Annotated in this window: 18 protein-coding genes and 1 tRNA gene; 12 read left to right on the top strand and 7 right to left on the bottom strand. The window is 56.6% G+C overall.

What is annotated here, in order from left to right; genetic code table 11:
- Positions 1–122 precede the first annotated feature (122 nt).
- The 4 genes from HMPREF9241_RS03500 to HMPREF9241_RS03515 all read left to right on the top strand — a co-directional run bounded on the left by HMPREF9241_RS03500 (position 123) and on the right by HMPREF9241_RS03515 (position 3,034).
- Positions 123–193, top strand: a tRNA-Gln gene (locus HMPREF9241_RS03500).
- A 39-nt stretch (positions 194–232) separates the two neighbouring features.
- The gene (locus HMPREF9241_RS03505) at positions 233–1,273 is read left to right on the top strand and encodes a bifunctional UDP-N-acetylglucosamine diphosphorylase/glucosamine-1-phosphate N-acetyltransferase GlmU (protein ID WP_006680898.1); all 1,041 of its coding nucleotides are present in this window, start codon (positions 233–235) and stop codon (positions 1,271–1,273) included.
- Between the two features lie 37 nt (positions 1,274–1,310).
- Positions 1,311–2,282, top strand: a complete 972-nt coding sequence (locus HMPREF9241_RS03510) for a ribose-phosphate diphosphokinase (RefSeq protein WP_006680899.1) — start codon at positions 1,311–1,313, stop codon at positions 2,280–2,282.
- 164 nt (positions 2,283–2,446) lie between these two features.
- Positions 2,447–3,034, top strand: a complete 588-nt coding sequence (locus HMPREF9241_RS03515) for a 50S ribosomal protein L25/general stress protein Ctc (protein WP_006680900.1) — start codon at positions 2,447–2,449, stop codon at positions 3,032–3,034.
- 362 nt (positions 3,035–3,396) lie between these two features.
- Here HMPREF9241_RS03515 and HMPREF9241_RS03520 read toward each other — a convergent pair whose 3' ends face one another.
- Complete coding sequence (locus HMPREF9241_RS03520) at positions 3,397–5,496, bottom strand: LPXTG cell wall anchor domain-containing protein (RefSeq protein WP_006680901.1); 2,100 nt, start codon at positions 5,494–5,496, stop codon at positions 3,397–3,399.
- A 180-nt stretch (positions 5,497–5,676) separates the two neighbouring features.
- Here HMPREF9241_RS03520 and HMPREF9241_RS03525 point away from each other — a divergent pair, with 180 nt between their 5' ends.
- The 4 genes from HMPREF9241_RS03525 (at position 5,677) to HMPREF9241_RS09030 (ending at position 8,747) form a co-directional block, all read left to right on the top strand.
- The gene (locus HMPREF9241_RS03525) at positions 5,677–6,261 is read left to right on the top strand and encodes a hypothetical protein (RefSeq protein WP_006680902.1); all 585 of its coding nucleotides are present in this window, start codon (positions 5,677–5,679) and stop codon (positions 6,259–6,261) included.
- A gap of 316 nt (positions 6,262–6,577) precedes the next feature.
- On the top strand, positions 6,578–7,708 hold the full coding sequence (gene dapE / locus HMPREF9241_RS03530) for a succinyl-diaminopimelate desuccinylase (RefSeq protein ID WP_006680903.1): 1,131 nt from the start codon (positions 6,578–6,580) through the stop codon (positions 7,706–7,708).
- A 46-nt stretch (positions 7,709–7,754) separates the two neighbouring features.
- Complete coding sequence (locus HMPREF9241_RS03535; protein ID WP_006680904.1) at positions 7,755–8,483, top strand: LOG family protein; 729 nt, start codon at positions 7,755–7,757, stop codon at positions 8,481–8,483.
- Between the two features lie 99 nt (positions 8,484–8,582).
- Positions 8,583–8,747, top strand: a complete 165-nt coding sequence (locus HMPREF9241_RS09030; RefSeq protein ID WP_006680905.1) for a DUF3117 domain-containing protein — start codon at positions 8,583–8,585, stop codon at positions 8,745–8,747.
- A 65-nt stretch (positions 8,748–8,812) separates the two neighbouring features.
- Here HMPREF9241_RS09030 and HMPREF9241_RS03540 read toward each other — a convergent pair whose 3' ends face one another.
- The 4 genes from HMPREF9241_RS03540 to HMPREF9241_RS03555 all read right to left on the bottom strand — a co-directional run bounded on the left by HMPREF9241_RS03540 (position 8,813) and on the right by HMPREF9241_RS03555 (position 12,856).
- Entirely contained in the window at positions 8,813–9,442 is a 630-nt protein-coding gene (locus HMPREF9241_RS03540; RefSeq protein ID WP_006680906.1) for an O-methyltransferase, read from the bottom strand.
- Between the two features lie 189 nt (positions 9,443–9,631).
- Complete coding sequence (locus HMPREF9241_RS03545) at positions 9,632–10,762, bottom strand: Mrp/NBP35 family ATP-binding protein (RefSeq protein WP_006680907.1); 1,131 nt, start codon at positions 10,760–10,762, stop codon at positions 9,632–9,634.
- Positions 10,763–10,995: 233 nt separating this feature from the next.
- Positions 10,996–11,574, bottom strand: a complete 579-nt coding sequence (locus HMPREF9241_RS03550) for a DUF1003 domain-containing protein (protein ID WP_006680908.1) — start codon at positions 11,572–11,574, stop codon at positions 10,996–10,998.
- The gene (locus HMPREF9241_RS03555; protein ID WP_040318376.1) at positions 11,567–12,856 is read right to left on the bottom strand and encodes a magnesium transporter MgtE N-terminal domain-containing protein; all 1,290 of its coding nucleotides are present in this window, start codon (positions 12,854–12,856) and stop codon (positions 11,567–11,569) included. Before HMPREF9241_RS03555 ends, HMPREF9241_RS03550 begins: the two co-directional genes overlap by 8 nt.
- 95 nt (positions 12,857–12,951) lie before the next feature.
- Here HMPREF9241_RS03555 and HMPREF9241_RS03560 point away from each other — a divergent pair, with 95 nt between their 5' ends.
- Entirely contained in the window at positions 12,952–13,731 is a 780-nt protein-coding gene (locus HMPREF9241_RS03560) for a YflT domain-containing protein (RefSeq protein WP_006680910.1), read from the top strand.
- An 86-nt stretch (positions 13,732–13,817) separates the two neighbouring features.
- Here the strand turns inward: HMPREF9241_RS03560 and HMPREF9241_RS03565 are convergent, their stop codons facing one another.
- Together HMPREF9241_RS03565 and HMPREF9241_RS03570 are read right to left on the bottom strand one after the other, a co-directional pair.
- A complete protein-coding gene (locus tag HMPREF9241_RS03565) occupies positions 13,818–15,626 on the bottom strand; it encodes a hypothetical protein (protein WP_006680911.1) in 1,809 nt (602 codons plus the stop codon).
- 193 nt (positions 15,627–15,819) lie between these two features.
- Complete coding sequence (locus HMPREF9241_RS03570; RefSeq protein ID WP_424133816.1) at positions 15,820–17,367, bottom strand: aminopeptidase P family protein; 1,548 nt, start codon at positions 17,365–17,367, stop codon at positions 15,820–15,822.
- 47 nt (positions 17,368–17,414) lie between these two features.
- On the opposite strand from HMPREF9241_RS03570, the gene HMPREF9241_RS03575 reads away from it, so the two are divergent.
- From HMPREF9241_RS03575 to HMPREF9241_RS03585, 3 genes are all read left to right on the top strand, one after another.
- The gene (locus HMPREF9241_RS03575) at positions 17,415–18,260 is read left to right on the top strand and encodes a PHP domain-containing protein (protein WP_006680913.1); all 846 of its coding nucleotides are present in this window, start codon (positions 17,415–17,417) and stop codon (positions 18,258–18,260) included.
- Positions 18,257–18,892, top strand: a complete 636-nt coding sequence (locus HMPREF9241_RS03580; protein WP_006680914.1) for a MarC family protein — start codon at positions 18,257–18,259, stop codon at positions 18,890–18,892. The genes HMPREF9241_RS03575 and HMPREF9241_RS03580 overlap by 4 nt, the downstream gene beginning before the upstream one ends.
- A 258-nt stretch (positions 18,893–19,150) precedes the next feature.
- A complete protein-coding gene (locus tag HMPREF9241_RS03585) occupies positions 19,151–21,517 on the top strand; it encodes a glycogen/starch/alpha-glucan phosphorylase (protein ID WP_006680915.1) in 2,367 nt (788 codons plus the stop codon).
- Positions 21,518–21,755 lie beyond the last annotated feature (238 nt).

Below are 21,755 nucleotides of genomic sequence, written 5' to 3' on the forward strand. Positions count from 1 at the left end.
ACGGTCAGTATGTCATCTGAATCGGGTCACGCGGTAGGTGTGAGGTGTGGCGCGAACGAGCCTTTTGCGCCCGTCCGACGTGGCACAGCAAGGGGTACATATGGCAGAATCAAAAGGCGTTTTCCGCCCTGGTGTAACGGCAGCACATGGGTTTTTGGTGCCTTTGGTCCGGGTTCGAGTCCTGGGGGCGGAGCTACAAGTGGGTCACCGCCACGATTTTGGAAGGTAAAACATGACCGTTCCTGCAGCTGTCATTGTCCTCGCCGCAGGTCAAGGCACTCGTATGAAGTCCTCTCTTCCCAAGGTTGTGCACCCCGTTGCCGGCCGGTCCATGATTGGACATGCCCTGAAAGCAGGCGAAGGCCTGAACCCCACGCACCTGGTTGCTGTTGTGCGCCACCAGCGTGACCTTGTCGAAGCTGAAATTAAGCGCGTCAGCCCCACCGCTATTGTCGCCGATCAGGATGAAATCCCCGGCACAGGACGAGCCGTTCAATGCGGCCTGGAAGAGCTGGAACGCCAGGTTGGCCAGATTCACGGCATTGTTGTCGTCACCTACGGCGACGTCCCCATGCTGAGCACCGAGACCCTGAAAGACCTCGTCGATGCTCATATCGAACAGGCGAATGTCGTCACCGTCCTGACCTCGCGCGTCGATGATCCCACGGGCTACGGTCGTATTATTCGCGATGCCGGTGGTCGTGTGACCGCCATCGTCGAGCAGCGTGACACCACCGAAGAACAGGCTCTCATCAACGAAATCAACGCCGGTATCTACGCATTCGACGCCGATTACCTGCGCGAATCCCTCGTCAACGTGGGAACCAACAACGATCAGGGTGAGGTCTACCTGACCGACGTCCTCGCGGCAGCCGCCCCCGCTGGAAAGCGTGCGGGCGCTATGGAACTTCTCGATGAATGGCAAGCACAGGGGTGCAATGACCGCGTGCAGCTTGCAGAACTCGGCGCCGAGTTCAACCGACGCATCTGCGAAAAGCACATGCGCGAAGGCGTTTCCATCATCGCCCCCGATTCCACGTGGATCGGCGTTGATGTTGAGATCGGAAACGACACAATAATCTGGCCAGGAACCGTGTTGCGTGGTGCGACGGTGATCGGATCCGAGTGTGAGATCGGTCCCTCAGCGACCCTTGATACCGCGATTGTCGGGAATCGTGCGGTTATCCACAACGCGTGCGTGTCCAACGTATCGGTTGCACCCGATACGATGGTTACACCATTCAGCGTCATCGGACAGTCCAGTCGGGACTGACCGATCCGGGTTCTTTAAGCAAGGGGAGGAACGCCGCATGAGCGGATTGGTCACCAGTGGAGAGAAGAGCCTCGTCCTCGTTTCGGGTCGAGCGCACTTGGAACTTGCCGAAGAGGTTGGCAAAGAAATCGGGTGCGGGCTTTCGCAAGTGACCGCCTACGATTTTGCGAGTGGCGAAATCTACGTCCGCTTCAATGAATCCGTTCGTGGCGCAGACGTCTTTGTCCTCCAGTCACACACGGGCGACATCAACAAGTGGCTGATGGAACAGCTCATCATGATTGACGCTGCCAAGCGTGCCTCAGCAAAACGCATTACCGCTGTCTCGCCGTTCTATCCCTACTCGCGTCAGGACAAGAAGCACCAGGGTCGTGAACCGATTTCGGCTCGCCTGGTCTCTGATCTGTACAAGACCGCCGGCGCTGACCGCGTCATGAGCGTCGACCTGCACGCCTCGCAGGAACAGGGCTTCTTCGACGGCCCGGTCGACCACCTCTTCGCAATGCCGGTTCTGGTTGACTACGTCCGTTCGCGCCTCGACCTTTCCAACACCGTCATGGTGTCCCCAGACGCTGGCCGTATTCGCGTCGCCGAAAAGTGGTCTTCGAAGCTCGGCGGTTGCCCGCTGGCATTCGTCCACAAGACCCGCGATACCACCCGCCCGAACGTTGCTGTCGCCAACCGCGTCGTCGGTGAAGTTGCAGGCAAGGAATGTGTCTTGGTTGACGATATGATCGACACCGCTGGCACGATCACCGAGGCCGTCAAGGTCCTTAACAACGCCGGCGCCAAGAAGGTCATCATCGCCGCAACGCACGGCATCCTCTCTGATCCGGCAACGCGCCGCCTCTCCGAATGTGGAGCAACCGAGGTCGTCGTCACCGACACCCTGCCGATTCCGCCCGAGAAGCGCTTCCCGACTCTGACCATCCTGTCGATCGCGCCGCTGTTGGCACGCGCCATCCGCGAGGTCTTTGACGACGGATCGGTCACATCACTGTTCGACTGACTCGCTTTTCACCGCCCTCGTCGGGTACTCTGATTGAGTTGCTCCGGCGAGGGCGGTTTTCTGTATTCCGCCGTTATCGACAGGGCCTTTCGGATCTTTGCCGGTCCTACCTGGGTTCTTCGACGCTTGAGCGTGAAACCTACATACTCAGGAGGACATTTCTTATGAGCGATAACCCGATCCTTGTCGCCACCACCCGCACCGAGTTCGGTAAGGGCGCCGCACGTCGCGCTCGCCGTGCGCAGATGGTTCCGGGCGTTGTTTACGGCCACGGCGAAACCACCCACCTTGACATTCCGGAACACGACCTGTTCCTGATCGTTCGTGGCAACAAGAACGCTCTTGTTGAGCTCAAGATCGACGGCACGTCGCAACTCGCACTTGTCAAAGACATTCAGCGTCACCCGGTCAAGCGCAACCTGCTCCACGTTGACTTCCTAGCCGTCAAGGCTGGCGAAAAGGTTGACGTTGAGGTCGCAATCGTCGTCGTCGGCGAAGCAGCCCCCGGCACCACCCACAACGTCGAAGAGCACACCGTGACCGTCAAGGCCCCGGCAACCGACATCCCCGAGGCTATCGAGGTTGACGTGACCGGCCTCGAAGCTGGCACCGTTGTCCGCGTCTCCGACCTGGTTTTGCCGGCCAACGTTGAGTGCGAACTCGACGCCGAGCAGGATGTCGTCATTATCTCCGAGCTCGCTGCAGAACCTGAAGAAGAAGCTCCGGCAGAAGCCGAAGGCGACGCTGAGTGAACTAGCGCGTAGCGTTTTCTTTCAAGGCGGGCGGGTCGTATGTGAGGCTCGCCCGCCTTGCTGTGTACCGGGGAACATGGAGCGGATCTTTGCCGAGGTAAGGTGCGGCCCCAGGTGGCGGGTGTCTAGTTTTGGGGCTAATGCCCGAATAATACGGACTTGCCATAAATAAGAGGGGGCGGCTCATACTTGTAGTACGAGCCGCCCCCTCTTGGATGTATCCGCTGCGGATTACGTTCTGTGTATGCCCCTGTACTATCGCCAGATCTAACAGTTGTATTGGATCTGGCGGTTATTGTCCATCAGTGATGGTCAATACAGATTGATGCATTACAGATCAGATTGACTTAATCCACCCTTTCCTATTCAGCTCGGCGTTTTCTAGCTCCAACGAGGCCAATGCCTAGCAAAGCGATACCTGCTCCCACGGGTAATAGGGTGATGTCTGCGCCGGTATTCGCAAGCTGTTTTGCCTTTGGCTGTTGACTATCGCGCTTGTTCTTTGAATTATTTTGCACGCCAGACGGGTCTGTAGCCTCAGAAAGCATTTTCATAGCCTGCAGCTGAGCGCGTAGTTCAGCTAACTTGCGCTCTAGGTCTTCGCTAGATTGTTTAGCTTTGTTAAATTCTGATGTGGCAGATTCAAGAGTAGCTTTAGCAGTTTCTTCAGCTTTTCTCAGCTCAGATAGGTTCTGCTGCGCTTGTTTTAACGCCTCGTTCTTAGCTTCCCAAGTTTTCTGGGCTTCGGCCAAGTTCAGCTTCGCTTTCTGAAGCGCTTCGTTGGCGGAGACAACAGGCGCATGCTTGTCCATGGCATTCTTCAAATCAGAATTCGCTTGGGAAAGCTTATCTGTTGCAGCTCGCTTTTTCTCCCTGGCTTTTTCCTCAGCTTCCTGATCTTGTTGAAGCTGCTTATCCTTCAAATCAGCGTTTTTCTGGGCCTGTTCCTTGTTGCTCGTCGCCAAATTCAGATTATTTTGGGCTTCAGATAGTAGCCCTTCGAATTTCTGCTTTTCCTGCGTAGCTTCTTTTTCGTCTTGCTTGGCTTTTTCTAGCTTGTTTGCAACTGCCTCTAGCTCATCCGCAGTACGTTTTTTGTTCTCGTACTCTTTTGTGGCAGCATCAGCTTGCTTTTTAGCTTCTTTTTGGACGTTTTCGGCTTCGTCTGCTTTTTGGAAGAGATTCTCGGCAGTGTGCGTTTTCGTCTGAAGGTCTTGATCAAGTTGTTTGATGTCAGCTTCTAGAGTTCCTCTTTCAACTTCCTTTTTCAGAAGTTCATTCCTTAAGGTAGGAATTCTTTCTTCCAAAGCATTAACCTCAGCTTTTAGGGCATCAGCTTCCTTTTCGGCTGACTCCTTCTGCTTTTCTGCTCGCTGTTTTTTCTCTTCAGCATTCTTAATTTTATTCTGTGTCTCGGCGGTAGAATTCTTCTTGTCTTCGGCTAGCGCTTCTTCATACTCTGATTGTGCCCGCTTGACATCCTCGTCAAAAGATGCAACTTCTTGTTGTTTCTGCTTTAGATTAGCCTGGAATGTATTTTTCGTATTTTCAAGCCTGTTAATTTCCTGAAGGCTCTGTTTGTTCTCTTCCTTAAGCTTCTCATGGGCAGCCCGTTTTTCTTCCAACTCCTTCTCCAGGGTTTGGACTGCGGACCTAGCGGATACTGCCTCTTCTACGAGCTTGTTATACTCGTTGGTCTTTTCAGTAAGGAATGCTTGCTTCTCTTTGTTGTTTTTATCAGCTTCTTCTAGTTGACTTTTTGCTTCTTGCAAGTCACTATCAATATTCGGGTGATTTTTCTGTAACTGCTCAATGGTTTTCTTGAGCGTTTTTTGTTCCTGTTCAAGCTGGCTCAACCGGGTTTTAGCGTCATCAATTTTTTTGGTAGCTGAGACAACTTCTTTTTCAAGCTCAGCAACTTTTTCGTCGGCTTGATTCTTCTCTTGCTGAGCTTTTTTTAGCTTCTGTTGTGCCAAAGCCTCGGCTGCAGTCGCTTCCTCAGCCTCTTTTGCAGCTACTTTTTGAGCCTCTTCTAGCTTCTTAAGCTCGTCAGCGGCACCAGAGTCCTTGATAGCTTTGTCCAACTTATCTTTTGCAACTTGAACGGCTTTTTCAGCTTCTTCTTTTTTCTGCAATAAAGCTGCAGTTTGCGTTTCCAAACCTTTAACTTCGGCCTGTTTGGCTTCTAGTTCCGAAACGGCCTTGTCATATGTTTTCTTTGCCTCATTCAATAAGGCAGTCTTTTCATCAAGATTTTTCTTAGCCTGAGCAGCTTCGTTTGTAGCGTTTTCAATAGCGGCTTGTAGCTGCTCACGGGTTAAGGAAGTCTTCGTATCGGTCGAAGAAACTGGGGTGGAGTCCGATGCTGGTTTAATGGCTCCGAAAGCACTCGGAGCGGCAACCGTGAAACCGATACCCAGTGATAGTGCTGCAGCTAAGCATTTGGTTGTTTTAGTATTCAACGCGGTGTTCTCTCTTTCTTTGCGGGAAGATCGCGGTGGAAATATCTTACAAAAATTGTACTTACCTCGCCGTGTCAGTCAATATTTCCCGATTTCCAGTGATATATCTTGCAGATACTTCCGGGCTAATGCCCGAAAGAATCGTGAAACAAAATCCTGCGAGTCGAAGCGAGAACACGAGTGAGTGAAACATTCGGGCCATGTCCGCTGATGGGTGGTGTGAAGATCCCGGCCTCGTACCCCAAGCAGGCTGATCCAACGACGTGTGGGATTGCGACGCTTGCTGTGCTTGCTGCCCGTGCGAACGCGGATCCCGTGTACTTGTCTTTGCCGCCTGATAAGCGTGAGCGCGCGCAAATTCATCTGCATCGTGTTGCGTCGCGTGTGGGCGTGCCGTGGCCTCAGGCGCTGGGTACGTCGCCGTGGGCGCTGGCGAAGTTGGCTTCAAAAGCGACAGGAGAGCGCCACCGTATAGTTATGCGCGGGAAGCGCTTTCGTGTGGCTGTCGATTCTGCTCTTTGCCGAGGCCGGGATGTCTTGGTTTTCACCGGGGGCTGGGATATGCCTGGGTCGGCGTGGATCCCACGGCATGTGGTGCTTGTGCTTGCGGATGGCACGGATACGAGAATATACGCGGTGTTTGAGCCTTCAAGTGGCAAGGTGTTCCGAGTGAATGCGGATGATTTTTACGCCGGAGCGCCAAGCGCCCGCGCCTCGATGGGGCACTGGAAGAACGTACTGTGCGCGGTTGTGCCGACTGAGTAAGCGGCAAGACCCCAAGCGCTACGTGCAAATACCTCGATGTCGCTCATGGGTTTAAGGCTAATATCTGGGCAGGTCACAGGGATATTTTGTGAAGAATTGGTCGGCGCCACACAATGAAACGTCTAGGGGTTTCTTCGCGTCGGGAAAGAAGGGGGAAGACCGGCGTTAGCAGTTCTAAGAAAACAACGAATGTGCGGGTACGTGAGGCTGAAGTGGGGACAAACACGTATCCTCAAAGCAGGTGCCGTCTTCGCCGTTGTGAAATGTGCGATGTCGGTGGTGAAGAACACGTTGTGGGCACTGAGAGGCGACAATCGTGACGCATTTGCGAACAGATGACGTGGTGGACCTGACCTGCGACCTCATCGATATTCCGTCGGTCAGCGGCGATGAAAAGAGGATCGCGGATGCGATTGAAGAGGCCCTACGTGGCGCCTCGCATCTGGAAGTCCTGCGTGATGGAGATGCGATTGTGGCGCGGACGAACCTGGGGCGTTCTCAGCGAGTGATCATCGCCGGACACATCGACACGGTGCCGATTTCCGGGAACGTGCCACACGTTCGCGAAGAAACAGAGGGGGTCGAGAAGGTTCGAGGCCGGGGTTCTGTTGACATGCTTGGCGGTGTGGCCGGAGCCCTGTATGCTGCGCTGAAGCTGAATGAACCGAAACATGACGTGACGTGGGTTTTCTACGATCATGAGGAAGTTGCGGCTCCCTTGAATGGGCTGGGGCGCGTCTATCGCAATCATCCCGATTGGATTGATGGTCAGTTCGCGATCCTCGGCGAACCCACGAATACTCAGATTGAGGGCGGATGCAATGGGACGGTTCGTGTGATTGCGACGGTTCCGGGTGTTGCTGCGCACTCGGCTAGGGCGTGGCGAGGCGATAATGCCATCCACAAGGTAGCGCCAATCATCGAAAAGATCGCCATGTTCGGCAATCCGGTGGTGAACGTTGACGGGTTGGACTTTAGAGAATCCCTGTCCGTCACCCGAATTGACGGTGGTATCGCAAACAACGTCATTCCCGATTCGGTGCGTTTGACCGTGAATTATCGTTTTGCTCCATCGATGTCGCCGGCGGACGCGATCGCTCACATCGAGTCCTACTTTGATGGGGTCGATGCACTCTTCGAAATTGACGACGAATCAGAAGGTGCTCGCCCCGGTGCGGACTCTGTTTTGGTGCAGGAATTCATCGAAACAGCACGTCGAGTCATGGCAGAAGAAGGCAAAGACCTCAGCGTGAGCGCGAAGGTCGGGTGGACCGATGTTGCTCGCTTTTCTGCTCGTGGGATCCCCGCGATCAATTGCGGTCCGGGTGATCCGCTTCAAGCTCATACTCAAGATGAAGCAGTTCCGGTCTCCCAGCTCCGCCACTACGCGAAGATACTGATTGATTATGTGGGGGCGGCCTCGTTGATCAGCGAAGAACGAAACTAGAATCGAAGGACGCGGTCGCCTACCGCCACTATTTCAAGGAGAAAATATGAGCGAAGCTGTACGTCAGTCATACCAGCGTGGCCCGGTTGTCCTGCGCGGTAAAGCAATCCCGAAAGAAACATCGGACGCGAGGCTCTTGCAGGCGCAGGAGACCTCGGATTGGCTTCACGCAGACCCCTGGAGGGTATTGCGAATCCAAGCGGAGTTCGTTGAAGGCTTCGGTGCCCTCTCTGAAGTTGGGCCCGCGATCTCGGTCTTCGGTTCGGCTCGCACTCCGGGGAACGACCCCCACTGGGCGGCCGCCTACGAAATCGGGCGTATGCTTGCCGAGCGCGGAATAGGTGTCATCACCGGTGGGGGTCCGGGTGCGATGGAGGCAGCGAATAAAGGCGCGTGGGATGCCGGTGGAACGTCTATTGGTCTTGGCATTGAACTGCCACACGAACAGGCGCTCAATCCGTGGATCACAGTGGGTATTAACTTCCGCTACTTCTTTGCACGTAAGACGATGTTTGTGAAGTATTCGCAGGGCTTCATCGTCATGCCTGGCGGTTTTGGCACCATGGACGAATTATTCGAAGCAATGACCCTAGTCCAAACTCGCAAGGTTGGTTCCTTCCCGATTGTCCTGGTCGGTACCGAATACTGGTCAGGGCTGATCGCCTGGATCCGCGAAAAGATGATTGGAGAGGGAACCATTTCCCCCGAAGATATTGATCTTGTGAAGATTGTTGACGATCCTGCCGAAGCAGTTCGTATTGCCTGCGGAGGATGATGAGTCTTTTTCCTCGCGAACTTGTGGTGATTACAGGTAAAATAGGGACGTTACCGTAACGCGACCGCGTTCGCGGACAGTAGGAGCAAGGAGCGGCACATGGCAGCCATGAAGCCAAGGACCGGCGACGGACCGTTGGAAGCCACCAAAGAGGGACGCGGAATCATCATGCGAATCCCCAGCGAAGGTGGTGGCCGTCTCGTCATCGAACTGACCCCGGACGAAGCTTCGGCTCTCGCGGAAGCGCTCGCTCAGGCGGTTTGAGCAGATTCTTATACAGCGCGGGCGTGACTAGCATAAATGCTAGTCACGCCCGTTTTGTTTGTCGCTCAGCGCTTCACCGCAACCGCCAGCCCATCGCCGACGGGCAACAGACAGGGCACGAAGTCTGGGGATTCGCGCAGGAAGCGGATCAGTTCGCGACACATGACGGTTTCAGCGTCGCGACGAGCCGGATCGCACACTTGGTCGTTCCACATGGCGTGCACGAGCGCGACGGTGCCACCGGGGCGCAGGATGCGCACGGCGTGATCCAAGTATTCGGGGGTTTGGGAGATGTCCGCATCCAGAACAACTAGGTCGTAGCCTCCGTCGGTCATGCGGGGCAGAACGTCGAGTGCACGACCAGAAATGGTACGGATACGTTCGGAGCCGATTCCGGTGCGGTTGAACATGGCTCGGGCCTGCTTGTGGAACTCGACTTCGGAGTCGATGGTGGTGAGGACACCGTTGGGGCTCATCCCGTCGAGGAGCCACAGGCTGGACACGCCAGCGCCGGTTCCGACCTCAAGAACCGCGCGTGCGCCGGTCAGGGCTGCGAGCATACGCAGGGCCGCGCCGGTGCCGGGCGAAACGGGGTTGGCGCCGAGTTCGTTTGCTGCGTCGCGGGCTTCAAGAAGAATCTCGTTTTCGGCGATGTAATCCTCGGCGTACACCCAGGATTGAGCCTTATCTGCCATCGAAGGGCCCTTCCATATAAAAGAATCAGTTGAAAGTGATGTCTAGGCATAGCCTAACGCCCTCACGCTTCGCGTGAGGGCGCCTAGTGTGGACAAAGTTACTTATTAAAGGATCCGCCGGGCGTTGGATGCCCAAGGAATCGACGTTGAGTAACGATGTTGAAGTGATTGCCCACGCAGGGCAATCGTTCAGTTCTTGATGGGGGAGACCCCAAGCGGGCGACCCGCTAGGCCTCGTTCCGTCTTGCCCAGTGCTGTTGCCAGCGCGACGAGTTCACTCGCAGCCGGACCATCATCAAGGGAAACGGGGCGTCCGGCATCTCCGCCTTCACGCAACGCGATGTCCAGTGGGACCTGCGCCAACAGCGGAACCTCGTAACCGAGCTGAGCCGTCAGGCGAGCGGAAACTGATGCGCCACCGCCGGCACCGAAGAGCTCCAAGTGAGAGCCGTCGGGCTGAGGCAGGTAGGACATGTTTTCGACAACACCGATGACCTTTTGCTGGGTCTGCGATGCGATGGAACCTGCACGTTCTGCGACCTCGGCGGCAGCAACCTGCGGGGTCGTGACGACCAGGACCTCGGAATTCGGCAGTAGCTGCGCGATTGAGATGGCAACGTCGCCGGTACCCGGAGGCATGTCAATGAGCAAGACATCGAGATCCCCCCAGAAGACGTCAGCCAAGAACTGTTGGAGTGCGCGGTGCAACATGGGACCGCGCCAGATGACGGGCTGACCGTCGGGCACGAACATGCCGATGGACATGACCTTGATACCGGAAGCGCCGACGGGCGGAATAATCATGCCGTCGATGACCTGCGGGTCATGGTCGACGCCCAACATACGCGGAATCGAGAAGCCGTAGATATCGGCATCCATGACGCCGACCTTCAGGCCTGCCTGCGTCATCGCGGCAGCAAGGTTCGCGGTCACGGAGGACTTGCCGACGCCACCCTTACCGGAAGTAACAGCGATAACACGGGTCAGCGAATTGGGCTGAGCAAACGGGATTTCGCGCTCGGGGCGACCACCGTTCAGCTTCTCGCGCAGAGCCTTCTTCTGTTCGTCGGACATGACACCCATATCAACCTTGACGTTCTCAACGCCCTCAATGGCGCCAACAGCTTTGATGACGTCAGCGTTGATCGTGGTGCGTAGCGGGCAACCGGCGGTGGTCAGAAGAACCTCGACGGTGACGGTGGAGCCGTCAATGGTGACCTGCTCGGCGCTGGTCATGTTGAGATCGACGATGGGACGGTGAATTTCGGGATCGATGACCGTTTCGAGCGCGGCCATCACCTGATCGATTGAGACAGACATGCTCTTATCCTACGTTGGCGTGCGCGCGGGGTCGTTTCCTAAACCAGCCGGTGCACGAAAGTGAGTGTCAAAGCGTGGGTAACCGCCATTTTCCCGCCCCCCAAAGTCAGAAGCTCGTGGCGTGCGGATATGAGTAACGTGGGCGGTGGGTTATTCGAATTCCGCCCAACGTACAAGGCCACTTCCTCCCAATGTACAGGGCCACGCTTACCTCAGCGGGCGGCCTCGTCCCCTCAAACCTGCGCGGAATCGAACGAGGCGGATTCTTCGGCGGACTCATCGTCGCCCGAAGCGGATTTCTGGGAGGCAAGCAGTTCGGCGTGCAATTCTTCGCGAATCTCCTCACGCAAGGATTCGACCAGATCACGCAACTCGGAACGCACGAAGTCACGGGTGGCAACTTCCTGGACAGACAGGCGCAGGCTCGCAATTTCGCGGGTCAGATACTCGGTGTCAGCCAGATTGCGCTCGGCGCGCTGACGATCCTGCTGGGCCTGGACACGGTCGCGGTCATCCTGACGGTTCTGCGCAAGAAGAATCAGAGGAGCGGAATACGACGCCTGGGTTGAGAAAGCAAGGTTGAGCAGGATAAACGGATAGGGATCCCACGCATACTTCTGCGACATCTGGTACAGCACGATATTCGCCGTGATCCACGCGACCACGAAGATCGTCATATACAAGATGAACTTCGGCGAGCCCATGAAACGGGCGGTCGCTTCGGCGAACTTGCCGAAACTATCACCCGATGACTTGCGACGCTTGAAGAAACGGAATCCAGCTTCGCGGGGAGTATCTAGACGTTCAGCCATCAATGCTCCTTGCCATCATGCGGTCAGTGACCTCGTCATCGTAATCACGCCAGTCTTCTGGCAGCAGTTCGTCCAACACGTCGTCAACGGAGACCGCGCCCAGAAGGTGCGCGTCTTCATCCACGACCGGAAGGATTGTCAGATTGTACGTTGCCAACAGTCGCGTGACAGTTGCGACGTGAGCCTGCGGGGAAACAGCCTCAATATCAGAGTCGAGGATCGTGCCCAGCAGAGTCTGCGGAGGCTCGCGCAGGGCACGCTGAATGTGGACCATACCCAAGTACGGGCCGGTCGGAGTCTCTTCCGGTGGGCGAGTAATGAACGCGACGGTCGCAAGGGACGTGGGAATATCTTCACGGCGCACAGAAGCAAGCATCTGCGCCACAGTTGCATCCGGGCCCAACACAATCGGCTCGGTCGTCATCAGCGAACCGGCCGTCGACTCGGCGTAGGTGAGCAGTCGGCGAACGTCCTTAGCTTCCTCTGGCTCCATCAGGTTCAGCAGGTGCTGAGCTTGGGCTTCGGGAAGCTCGGAAACGAGGTCTGCGGCGTCGTCAGGCTGCATGACATCCAGAACGTCTGCTGCTCGGGCTGCTTCAAGGCCGGACAGAATGGCAACTCGGTCGTCGTCGCCGAGCTCTTCGAGGACGTCGGCTAGACGCGCGTCAGGCAGTTCCTTCGCAACAGCCATCTGGCGTTCGGCAGGCAGATCATGCAGGAAGTCCGCTAGGTCGGCAGCGCGCATATCCTCGGTCTGCTGAATAAGAGTCGCCGCAGACTGTTCCACGTCGCGACTACGCAGGCCGGTCACCTCAGAAACCGAGACGTTCAGCGTCTCGCCGGAACGAATGAACCCCAGTGCCGTCGTGCGCTGGCGCTGCACGTGAAGCTTCGAAATCACCCAATCCTTCGGGCGACGTCGCTCCATCGCAACGTCAAGGATCTTCACATCGCCCGAACCATCGTTCAAGGCAACAACTCGGTCGAACAGCTGACCAAGCACCAGTGTCTCCATGGGACGCAGTGTGAATGAACGCATATTGAGCAGGCCCGTCGTAATAATCGACCCGGACTCAATGGACGTCACGCGTGTCATTGGCAGGAAAACACGCTTACGCGGACCGACCTCGACGACGAATCCGATGACGTTCGCGGCTGATCCATAGCGGAAAATCACGACGACATCGTGGATCTTTCCAACCTGATCCCCGATGGGGTCAAAGACGGAAGTACCTGCGAGCTTGCCAATGTATACGCGTCGCCCGGCTGTTCTGAGTTCCATAGGTGCGCTGTTCACAGGGACAGCCTATGCCCTCGGGTGGAATGATAGTGGCTAGCACGTAGTGAAAACTGTTCAGTTTGTGAGGAATAAAACCCATGGCGCAACGCTCGAATGACCTGAACTTTGGCATGCCGGTAATGCCGACAGGGACCGAGGTGGCCTCATACCAGACCTACGCGGAAGCTCAGGGAGCGGTCGACTACCTGTCCGACCAGGAATTCGACGTCAAGTCGATTACGATCGTCGGCACCGACTTGCACCTTGTTGAGCGCGTGACCGGTCGGATGACGATGGGACGCGCGGCCCTGTCAGGCGCCTCTAGTGGCGCCTTGTGGGGTGCCTTCATGGGCTTGATGCTGTCCTTCGCGGCACCGAACGGATCGGCGTTCGTGTGGGTTGGCATTGGCATTCTGGGCGGCGCGCTCGCGGGCATCATCATGTCGGGTCTGCTGTATGCGATGACGAGTGGGCGTAGGGATTTCACGTCACAGTCACAGACTGTGGCGTCGCGATACGCGCTACTTGCGTCAGCGGATATCGATCGCGCGTTCCAGATGTTGCAGAAGACGCCGGGTAATCAGATGCGTCCGAAGCTGCGTCGAGTCCGCCCAGAATCCACCGGCCCGACCGAATACGGGTCGCGCCCGGACGAAAAGCCTCGTTTCGGTGTCCGCTTGAGTCATGCCTCTGCGTCTTCCGCATCTTCCGCTTCGGGGAACGAGGCCGATCCTGCTTCCTCAGACTCTCTTTCTTCCGAAGGATCGGAGCCTACTCGCGGTGGAGCCCACCCTGGCCAGCCCGCAGATGAAAAGGCTGATTCCAACGACGCAGACGATTCCAAGCCAGTGTATGGACGCCATCGGGCAGACGACTGAACAGCAAGGTGGGGAGCAGGCAATGCCTGCTCCCCACCAGTGCGTCTGATCCGGTTAGTTGCACTATCGATCAGTCAAGTAATGACTCAGTTGCGCTGTTTACGCGAAGCGAATGAGTTCACTCCCATCAGTGATGCTCCTGCAAGGAAGGTTGCAAGGGTTGTCACCAAGGCGGTGTACGTGTCTGCGCCGGTACGTGCGAGCTTTCCGCTCTTGGATGCTTGAGCGGACGTAGCGTTTGCCTGCTGAGCGTTAGCTACTCCAGATGGTTCTGTCACGGTGGTGCCCGTGGCTGGCTTCTCGCCCTTTTCGTAGAAGACAACAAGGGCTGTGCCGGTTTGAAGGTTTGCTGCAGTTGCAGTGAACACGACGCGTTGCTTCCCAGAAGAATCGCGCAGGACCTTTGCGAGCTGCAGGGAACCGTCGTCAGAGCCGTAGAGGAAATTCGTTGGCAGGTAGCCGGGGAAGTCCTTCACCAGCGGATCGGACAGTGGAATATTCATGTACTGACCGTCAACCACGGGAAGTATTTCCGTGATCGGGTTCTGTGCTTCATCGGTGAAGTATTCCTTGAGAAGAGGCGAGACACCACCGTCAGTGGGGTGTGCGTACATGACCTTGACTTTAAAGGCGCGCTTCGGGTCGAGTTTGACCTCATTCAGTCCTTTGAGTGCGGATTGCAGGGCATCAGTCAACTGTTGCACCTTCTGCTCGTCCATGTACTGCGGAGCCGTGAAAATTTCAGCTGCGGTTGCTTCGATAGCTGCGTGAAGGGCCTCGATCCCGTCCTTGCTGAACGTGTATCCGTCCTTCGGAGTCTTCGCCACTGCCTGGTCGTAGAGAGCCTTCAAAGCATCAAGATTCACTTGGGTGAACGGTTCGGTTTGAAGACCATCGATCGCGGCTCGCAATGCCTTTTCGCTCTCGTCGAATGCGCGGTGCGTGACAAGCGGTGAACCGTCGGCAGGAACCTTAATGGTGGTCAGATCTTTCAAGCTGACAAGCTGTTCTGCCTTTGCCAGAGCAGAGTTCAGTGCGTCGAAGGAATCCTTGGTGTAGCGAGTGGCGTTGGCTCCGTTTTGGTCAATCTTTTTCTGTGCTTCAGTGATTAAGGATTTCAGCCCGTCGCGCTCGTAGGGGAGTGGGAGAAGTTCGGCGTACGTTTCGTTGAGCTTTGTACGCATTGCTTCGATCTCTTCGATCGACGGCGGGTTCTCCGCCTTCTTGGCGTTCTCTACGAAAGCGCGTGCTTCGTCGTTGATGCGCAGATATGCATCAGCCGTTGTAGGGTCGAGCTTGATGCCGTCGTTCAGTGCTGCCTGGTATTCGTTCCAGTGCTCTGCAATTGCTCCTTCAAGGTAGCTGGTGTCGACTTCAGCGGTTTTTGCGGGCAGCGGGATGTCGAAGCTCTTATCTTTCAAGACAAGCTTCACCTTGTCGCCTTTGACCTGGATTGACTGATCAAGCTGGAAGATCGTTTTGTCGTACTTACCGGGCTTAGTGTCTTCCGGAGACACGAGCAGAGGGATGGTCACGTACTCGTTGTACTTGACCTTGTTGCTGTCCGAACGCAGGTACGTCTTGTTGTCAACATCTTCAAGACCAAGATCTTGGACGGTCAGTGGCATCTGTAGCTCCCCGTACAGAATGACTTCCTTCGCCTTGTTCAACGGGTCAACAGAAAGCGTCGCAACGTAGACATCAACGTTGCCGTCGTCCAACTTGACTACGGTCTTTTTGCCGTGGGTCTTGATCCACTCGAAATTGTGCTGGCCAGTGTCAGCAATGGCGGAACTGATTCCTGCCACGCTGCAGAGGATGGAAACACACAACGTCGTAACAATCGTGCGAAGAGAAATGCGTCGTTTTTGCACTCCTCGAGACGAATGCGTCATTAGGTTCTCCTTTTATGTCATAGGTAAGGCGCACCTAAATTAGCATAAGGATTGTGTTGCACTAAAATATTTTCCCCGTTCGCGCTGGAAGAACGAGTTGATATGACGCTGATATGAAAAGGCTGGTGGGGAGCAGGCGCTGCCTGCTCCCCACCAGCGGGAGTTGAAAACGGTCAGTCGAAACTGATGATGCTCAGCTTTGCTGCGCCGCCGCGATCCATGCCTCGACGTCTTCAATAGTGCGCGGGATATTCTCGGAGATTCGCGTGACCGAACCGTCTTCGTTCACGATCACATCATCTTCGATGCGCACGCCGATGCCACGGAATTCTTCCGGAATCAGTTCGTCATCGGCACGGAAGTATAGGCCGGGTTCAATGGTGAAAGCCATGCCCGGTTCGAGCAGTGCCTCCTGGTACATCTCGCGACGCGCCTGAGCGCAGTCGTGAACGTCCAGACCCAGGTGATGGCTGGTGCCGTGAGGCATCCAACGACGATGTTGCTGACCTTCGGCGGACAGGGATTCTTCAACGGTGACCGGAAGTAGACCCCACTCGCGCAGGCGAGTGGCAATGACCTGCATTGCCGCGTCATGAACGTCCTTGAAGCGGGTGCCAGGTTCGTTTGCTCGCGCAAGCGCAGCCTCGCACGCATCCAAAACAGCCTGGTAGACACGTGCCTGGACCTCGGTGAACTTTCCGTTGACCGGCAGTGTGCGGGTGATGTCGGCGGTGTAAAGGGAATCGACCTCAACACCAGCGTCAACCAGAACCAGATCGCCCTCGTTCACCGGACCATCGTTGTCGATCCAGTGCAGGGTGTTCGCGTGATTGCCCGATGCTGCGATCGTGTCGTAGCCAAGGCCGTTGCCCTCTTCGCGAGCAACCGCGCCAAAAGCACCCTCGATGACGCGCTCGCCACGGTGGTGACCGACGGCGCGGGGGAGAGCCTTCAAGATATCGGTGAAGCCCTGATAGGTGACATCGACCGCGCGCTGAAGTTCAGCGATTTCGAAGGGGTCCTTGCGCAAGCGGATTTCCGACAGGCGCTCTTCAAGCTTCTCGTCTGCTTCGCGGGCGTCGTCTCCGGCCTTCAATCCAGCCTGAGTACGAACCTCGTTCACCATTGCTTCAACGTTCGCGTCCACACCGCGCACGATGCGCAAGTTGATCAGCCCAGCGTCCTTCGACAGAGCGTCGCGGAGCGTATCGATGTGCTCGCAGCGGAGTCCGGTCTCGGCGCTAACCTCTTCCAAAGAGGGGCGGGCGCCCACCCAGAACTCGCCGTAGGTTGCGTCGGAGTAGAACTCCTGGGAAGAACGTGAAGCGCGCGGGCGGAAGTACAGAACCGGCTCGTGTGGGCCGTCTTCGCGCGGTTCAAGAACGAGGACAGAATCAGGTTCGCGCTCGCCACCGAGGCCCGAAAGGTGTGCGAAAGCGGAGTATGCGCGGAAGCGGTAATCGCAGTCGTTACTGCGTACCTTGTATGTGCCCGCGGGGATTACCAAGCGCTCGCCCTTGAAAGGCTCGCCGGCTGCTTCGGCGCGCTCGGGCAGATAGTCGGCTGCTCCACTGCGCTTCATTTCCGTCTGGATACGAGGCCCCCAACCGGAGCCCATGAACGCGCGGAATGCGTCCGACGAGGGGCGACGGCTTCGTCCTTCCCCTCGCTGAGCCATCGATGCGGGCGCTTCTTCCGCCTTGTTTTCTTGCGCTGACTGAGTATTCGTCGTGTCGTTCATAGTCTCCATGATGGCACTTTCGGGCGAAGGTCGATACTCTCAGTTTTATGCTCCGAATTGATTCCCACACTCACACCGCGTATTCAGATGGCACCGATACGCCAACTGAACTGCTTTTCAAGGCTCGCGATGCTGGTCTTGACATGATCGGATTGACCGACCATGACACGTTTGCCGGGTGGGATGAAGGTGAGGCGAGCGTCAAAGAATCGCACGTCGCGTTAATCCGAGGCGTTGAAATGTCATGCGCGGCCTCGGGAATTACGGTGCACCTGCTGGCATATCTGCCGGACCCCACGAACACCGGACTGCTTGATTGCTTCGAGAAAGCCCGAAATTCTCGCAAAACTCGCGCCCAGCGGATGGTTGAAAACCTTGCGGAAGACTACCCGATTACGTGGGATACGGTCCTCGAATTTGCGCCCGATGGTGGGCCAATCGGTCGCCCTCACATCGCCGACGCTCTGGTCGCAGTCGGCGTTTTTGAAAACAGGGCGCAGGCTTTTGAAAAGATCCTGCATCCGTCCGGTCCTTACTTCGTTCACCACTGGGCACCGGATCCTGTCGAAGCGACAGAGCTTGTTTTGAAGGCTGGGGGAGTGCCTGTTCTGGCGCACCCGAAAGCGCGTGCGCGCCAGCGTTTGTTCTCCGACGAAGTCATCTACGACATGAAGGATGCCGGGCTCTTCGGAATCGAACGCGATCACCGCGACCATCAGGCTGAAGACCGCGAGGCCGTCCAACGGTTGGCCGACGATCTGGGGCTTGCGATCTTCGGCTCATCTGACTACCACGGTTTGGGAAAACCGAACCAATTGGGTGAGAATCTAACGGATCCTGAAGTAATTTCTCAGGTTGAAGACGCAGGAACAATGGAGGTAATTCGCCCGTGAACGCATCGTCGTTTTTTGATGTCACACTTTTTGCGACGACGTTTACGACCCTGATCGTCATCCTCGATCCCTTCGGCGCGATCCCCATCTTCCTCGGTTTAACCGGTCGCCTGAAGCCACAGGCGCAAAAGAAAGCCGCCAGCCAGGCAACGATTATTTCCTTCTGCATCATCTTGGCGTTCGCCGTTCTTGGCCAGCAGGTTCTTCGTCTCCTACAAATTTCGATGGAGGCACTGAAGCTTTCCGGCGGTGTCTTGCTGTTCCTTGTCGCAATGGAACTGCTGATGGGCAAAGACAGCGATGAGCCCGATACTGGCGACCCGAACGTCAACGTCGCCCTGGTTCCGCTGGGCACGCCACTTCTGGCAGGCCCCGGCGCGATTGTTGCCGTCATGGTGTCCGTCGCGCAGGCTCACGCTTCTCTTGCGGGATGGATCGCCGTCGTGTCGGCGGTCGTTGTTGCTCACCTGATTATGTGGTTCGCCATGTACTTCTCGCTGATCCTGTCGCGTTTGCTTGGCACCGGTGGCATCATGCTCCTGACGAAGATCATGGGCCTTCTCTTGGCCGCTATCGCGACTCAGCTGGTCATGGGTGGCATCTTCGATTTCATTGCTGAAGCGGCAGTTTAAGGGTCTTTTTCCTCGAATAAGGGGTGTGTTCCTTTGGGATCTGTTCGGGTGAAACTCGGTTGATTCCCGCCGGTAACGGAAACGTTTCCGTAAAACGCGCTACACTAGTCCCCGTGGGGCGAAAACTCCCACTGTGGCTCACCTTTCAAACGACCACTTTTGGCGAAATTGCCCAGAAATAGTCGGTAATCTCGTAGCCAGGGTGTCTTTGCCAAAGTAGCAAACGAGCCACGACAACATTGAACACTGGGAGTACCTATGACTCAGAACCTCAGCCAGACGCTGGCAACGCAGGTCCGCGCGGTCTCTGGCCGTCCGATCGCAAAAGCCACGAAGATGGAGCTCTGGCAGGGCCTGTCAGCCGCAGTCGTTGATCAGATTGCCGACTCGTGGGATACAACGACCGAAACCTACGCCAAGGGTCGTCAAGAGCATTACTTCTCCGCAGAGTTCCTCATGGGGCGCGCTCTGCTGAACAACCTGTCCAACCTGGGCCTTGTTGACGAAGCGCGCGCCGCACTCGCCGAACACGGCGACGATCTCTCTGTTGTTCTCGAAGAAGAACCGGACGCGGCCCTCGGTAACGGTGGCCTCGGCCGTCTGGCGGCTTGCTTCCTCGATTCCTGCGCCACGCTCGATCTGCCGGTCGCCGGCTACGGCATCCTCTACCGCTACGGCCTGTTCAAGCAGTTGTTCGACAACGGATTCCAGACCGAACATCCGGACCCCTGGATGGAAGAGGGCTACCCCTTCGTTATCCGTCGTGAAGAAGCCCAGCGCATCGTTTCCTACGCTGACCTGACCGTCCGCGCAGTACCCTACGACATGCCGATCACCGGCTACGGCACAAAGAATGTCAACACTCTGCGCCTCTGGCGTGCAGAGCCTGTCGAGGAATTCGACTACGACGCCTTCAACTCGCAGCGCTTCACCGACGCTATCGTCGACCGTGAACGCACCAACGACATCTCGCGCGTCCTCTACCCAAACGACACCACGTTTGAAGGCAAGGTCCTGCGCGTTCGCCAGCAGTACTTCTTCTGCTCCGCATCCCTGCAGGCCATCGTCGACAACTACGTCGAACATCACGGCAAGGATTTGACCGACTTCGCGAAGTACAACGCGATCCAGTTGAACGACACCCACCCGGTTCTGGCTATTCCGGAACTCATGCGCTTGCTCATGGATGAGCACGGTCTCGGCTGGGAAGACGCCTGGGCAATCGTCGCCAAGACCTTCGCGTACACGAACCATACGGTTCTGGCCGAAGCCCTCGAAACCTGGGAAATGACGATCTTCGACCGTCTGTTCCCGCGCATCGCCGAAATCGTCCGCGAAATCGACCGTCGCTTCCGCATCGAGATGGCAGAACGTGGTCTGGAACAGTCGACCATCGACTACATGGCACCGGTTTCCGGCAACACGGTCCGCATGGCATGGATCGCCTGCTACGCCGCCTACTCGATCAACGGTGTTGCGGCCCTGCACACCGAGATCATCAAGCGCGAAACCCTCAAGGAATGGCACGACATCTGGCCCGAGCGCTTCAACAACAAGACGAACGGTGTCACTCCGCGTCGTTGGCTGAAGCAGTGCAACCCTCGCCTCGCATCTCTTCTCGATCGTGTCACCGGCTCTGACGAATGGGTCACGGACCTCTCCGTCCTGTCTCGCTACGTTGACTCCGCTTCCGAGGATGTTCTGGACGAACTCACCTCGATCAAACACGCCAACAAGGTTGACTTCGCGGCGTGGGTCAAGGAACGTGAAGGCGTTGACATTGATCCCGACGCCATCTTCGATGTTCAGATCAAGCGCCTGCATGAATACAAGCGCCAGCTGTTGAATGCTCTGTACATCCTTGACCTGTACTTCCGCATCAAGGATGATCCGACGCTGGACGTCCCGAAGCGCGTCTTTGTCTTCGGCGCAAAAGCAGCCCCTGGCTACATCCGCGCAAAGGGTGTTATCAAGCTGATCAACACGATCGCTGACCTGGTCAACAACGACGAAGACATCAACGGTCGCATCAAGGTCGTCTTCATCCATAACTACAATGTGTCTCCTGCTGAGCACATTATCCCGGCAGCCGACATCTCCGAGCAGATCTCTACTGCGGGTAAGGAAGCGTCGGGCACGTCGAACATGAAGTTCATGATGAACGGCGCCCTGACCCTCGGCACTCTCGATGGTGCAAACGTTGAGATTCTTGACGCCGTCGGTGATGAGAACGCCTACATCTTCGGCGCCACCGAAGACGAACTTCCCGAGCTACGTCAGAACTACGATCCGCGCTGGCACTACGAGAACGTCCCCGGCCTCAAGCGAGTCCTCGACGCTCTGACCGACGGTACCTTGGATGACTGCGGTTCCGGTTGGTTCCACGATCTGCGCTGGTCGCTTCTCGAAGCCGGCTACGAGCCCGCCGACGTCTACTACGTCCTCGGCGACTTCGCGGCCTACCGTGACGCGAAGGATCGCATGGCCACCGACTACCGCGATGCGCGCGCTTGGGCGCGCAAGGTGTGGGTCAACATCGCTCAGTCCGGTCGCTTCTCGTCTGACCGTACGATCACCGACTATGCGAACGAGGTCTGGAAGCTCGACGCAACGCCGATCGACTGATCTAGTGACGCGCTAGTTTCTGCTAGCTTCTCGCTGGCTTTGGCTGCGGGGGCAGGTCCAAGAGGGCTTGCCCCCGCAGTTTTCTGTGTGTGGTCAGGTTGGGGACGGGGTGCCTGCTGGGGTGTGCCTGCTGGGGTGTGTGCCTCTGCGTGGGGTGTTTGTGGGGCAGGTTTGACCGTGTGAAGCGATATTTTCACGCTGTTTGCAGTGGTTCCCGGTTTCGTTGCCTTGTATGACG

This window comes from Schaalia turicensis ACS-279-V-Col4 (assembly GCF_000296505.1).
Lineage (GTDB): Bacteria > Actinomycetota > Actinomycetes > Actinomycetales > Actinomycetaceae > Pauljensenia > Pauljensenia turicensis_A.

Bases quoted from the DNA above. Each gene is read 5' to 3' on its own strand.
- HMPREF9241_RS03585 (WP_006680915.1), top strand. From the start codon at position 19,151: ATGACTCAGAACCTCAGCCAGACGCTGGCAACGCAGGTCCGCGCGGTC.
- HMPREF9241_RS03565 (WP_006680911.1), bottom strand. From the start codon at position 15,626: ATGACGCATTCGTCTCGAGGAGTGCAAAAACGACGCATTTCTCTTCGC.
- HMPREF9241_RS03510 (WP_006680899.1), top strand. From the start codon at position 1,311: ATGAGCGGATTGGTCACCAGTGGAGAGAAGAGCCTCGTCCTCGTTTCG.
- HMPREF9241_RS03575 (WP_006680913.1), top strand. From the start codon at position 17,415: ATGCTCCGAATTGATTCCCACACTCACACCGCGTATTCAGATGGCACC.
- HMPREF9241_RS03550 (WP_006680908.1), bottom strand. From the start codon at position 11,574: ATGGCTGAACGTCTAGATACTCCCCGCGAAGCTGGATTCCGTTTCTTC.
- HMPREF9241_RS03515 (WP_006680900.1), top strand. From the start codon at position 2,447: ATGAGCGATAACCCGATCCTTGTCGCCACCACCCGCACCGAGTTCGGT.
- HMPREF9241_RS03560 (WP_006680910.1), top strand. From the start codon at position 12,952: ATGGCGCAACGCTCGAATGACCTGAACTTTGGCATGCCGGTAATGCCG.
- HMPREF9241_RS03570 (WP_424133816.1), bottom strand. From the start codon at position 17,367: ATGAACGACACGACGAATACTCAGTCAGCGCAAGAAAACAAGGCGGAA.
- HMPREF9241_RS03505 (WP_006680898.1), top strand. From the start codon at position 233: ATGACCGTTCCTGCAGCTGTCATTGTCCTCGCCGCAGGTCAAGGCACT.
- HMPREF9241_RS03555 (WP_040318376.1), bottom strand. From the start codon at position 12,856: ATGGAACTCAGAACAGCCGGGCGACGCGTATACATTGGCAAGCTCGCA.
- HMPREF9241_RS03540 (WP_006680906.1), bottom strand. From the start codon at position 9,442: ATGGCAGATAAGGCTCAATCCTGGGTGTACGCCGAGGATTACATCGCC.
- HMPREF9241_RS03545 (WP_006680907.1), bottom strand. From the start codon at position 10,762: ATGTCTGTCTCAATCGATCAGGTGATGGCCGCGCTCGAAACGGTCATC.
- HMPREF9241_RS09030 (WP_006680905.1), top strand. From the start codon at position 8,583: ATGGCAGCCATGAAGCCAAGGACCGGCGACGGACCGTTGGAAGCCACC.
- HMPREF9241_RS03535 (WP_006680904.1), top strand. From the start codon at position 7,755: ATGAGCGAAGCTGTACGTCAGTCATACCAGCGTGGCCCGGTTGTCCTG.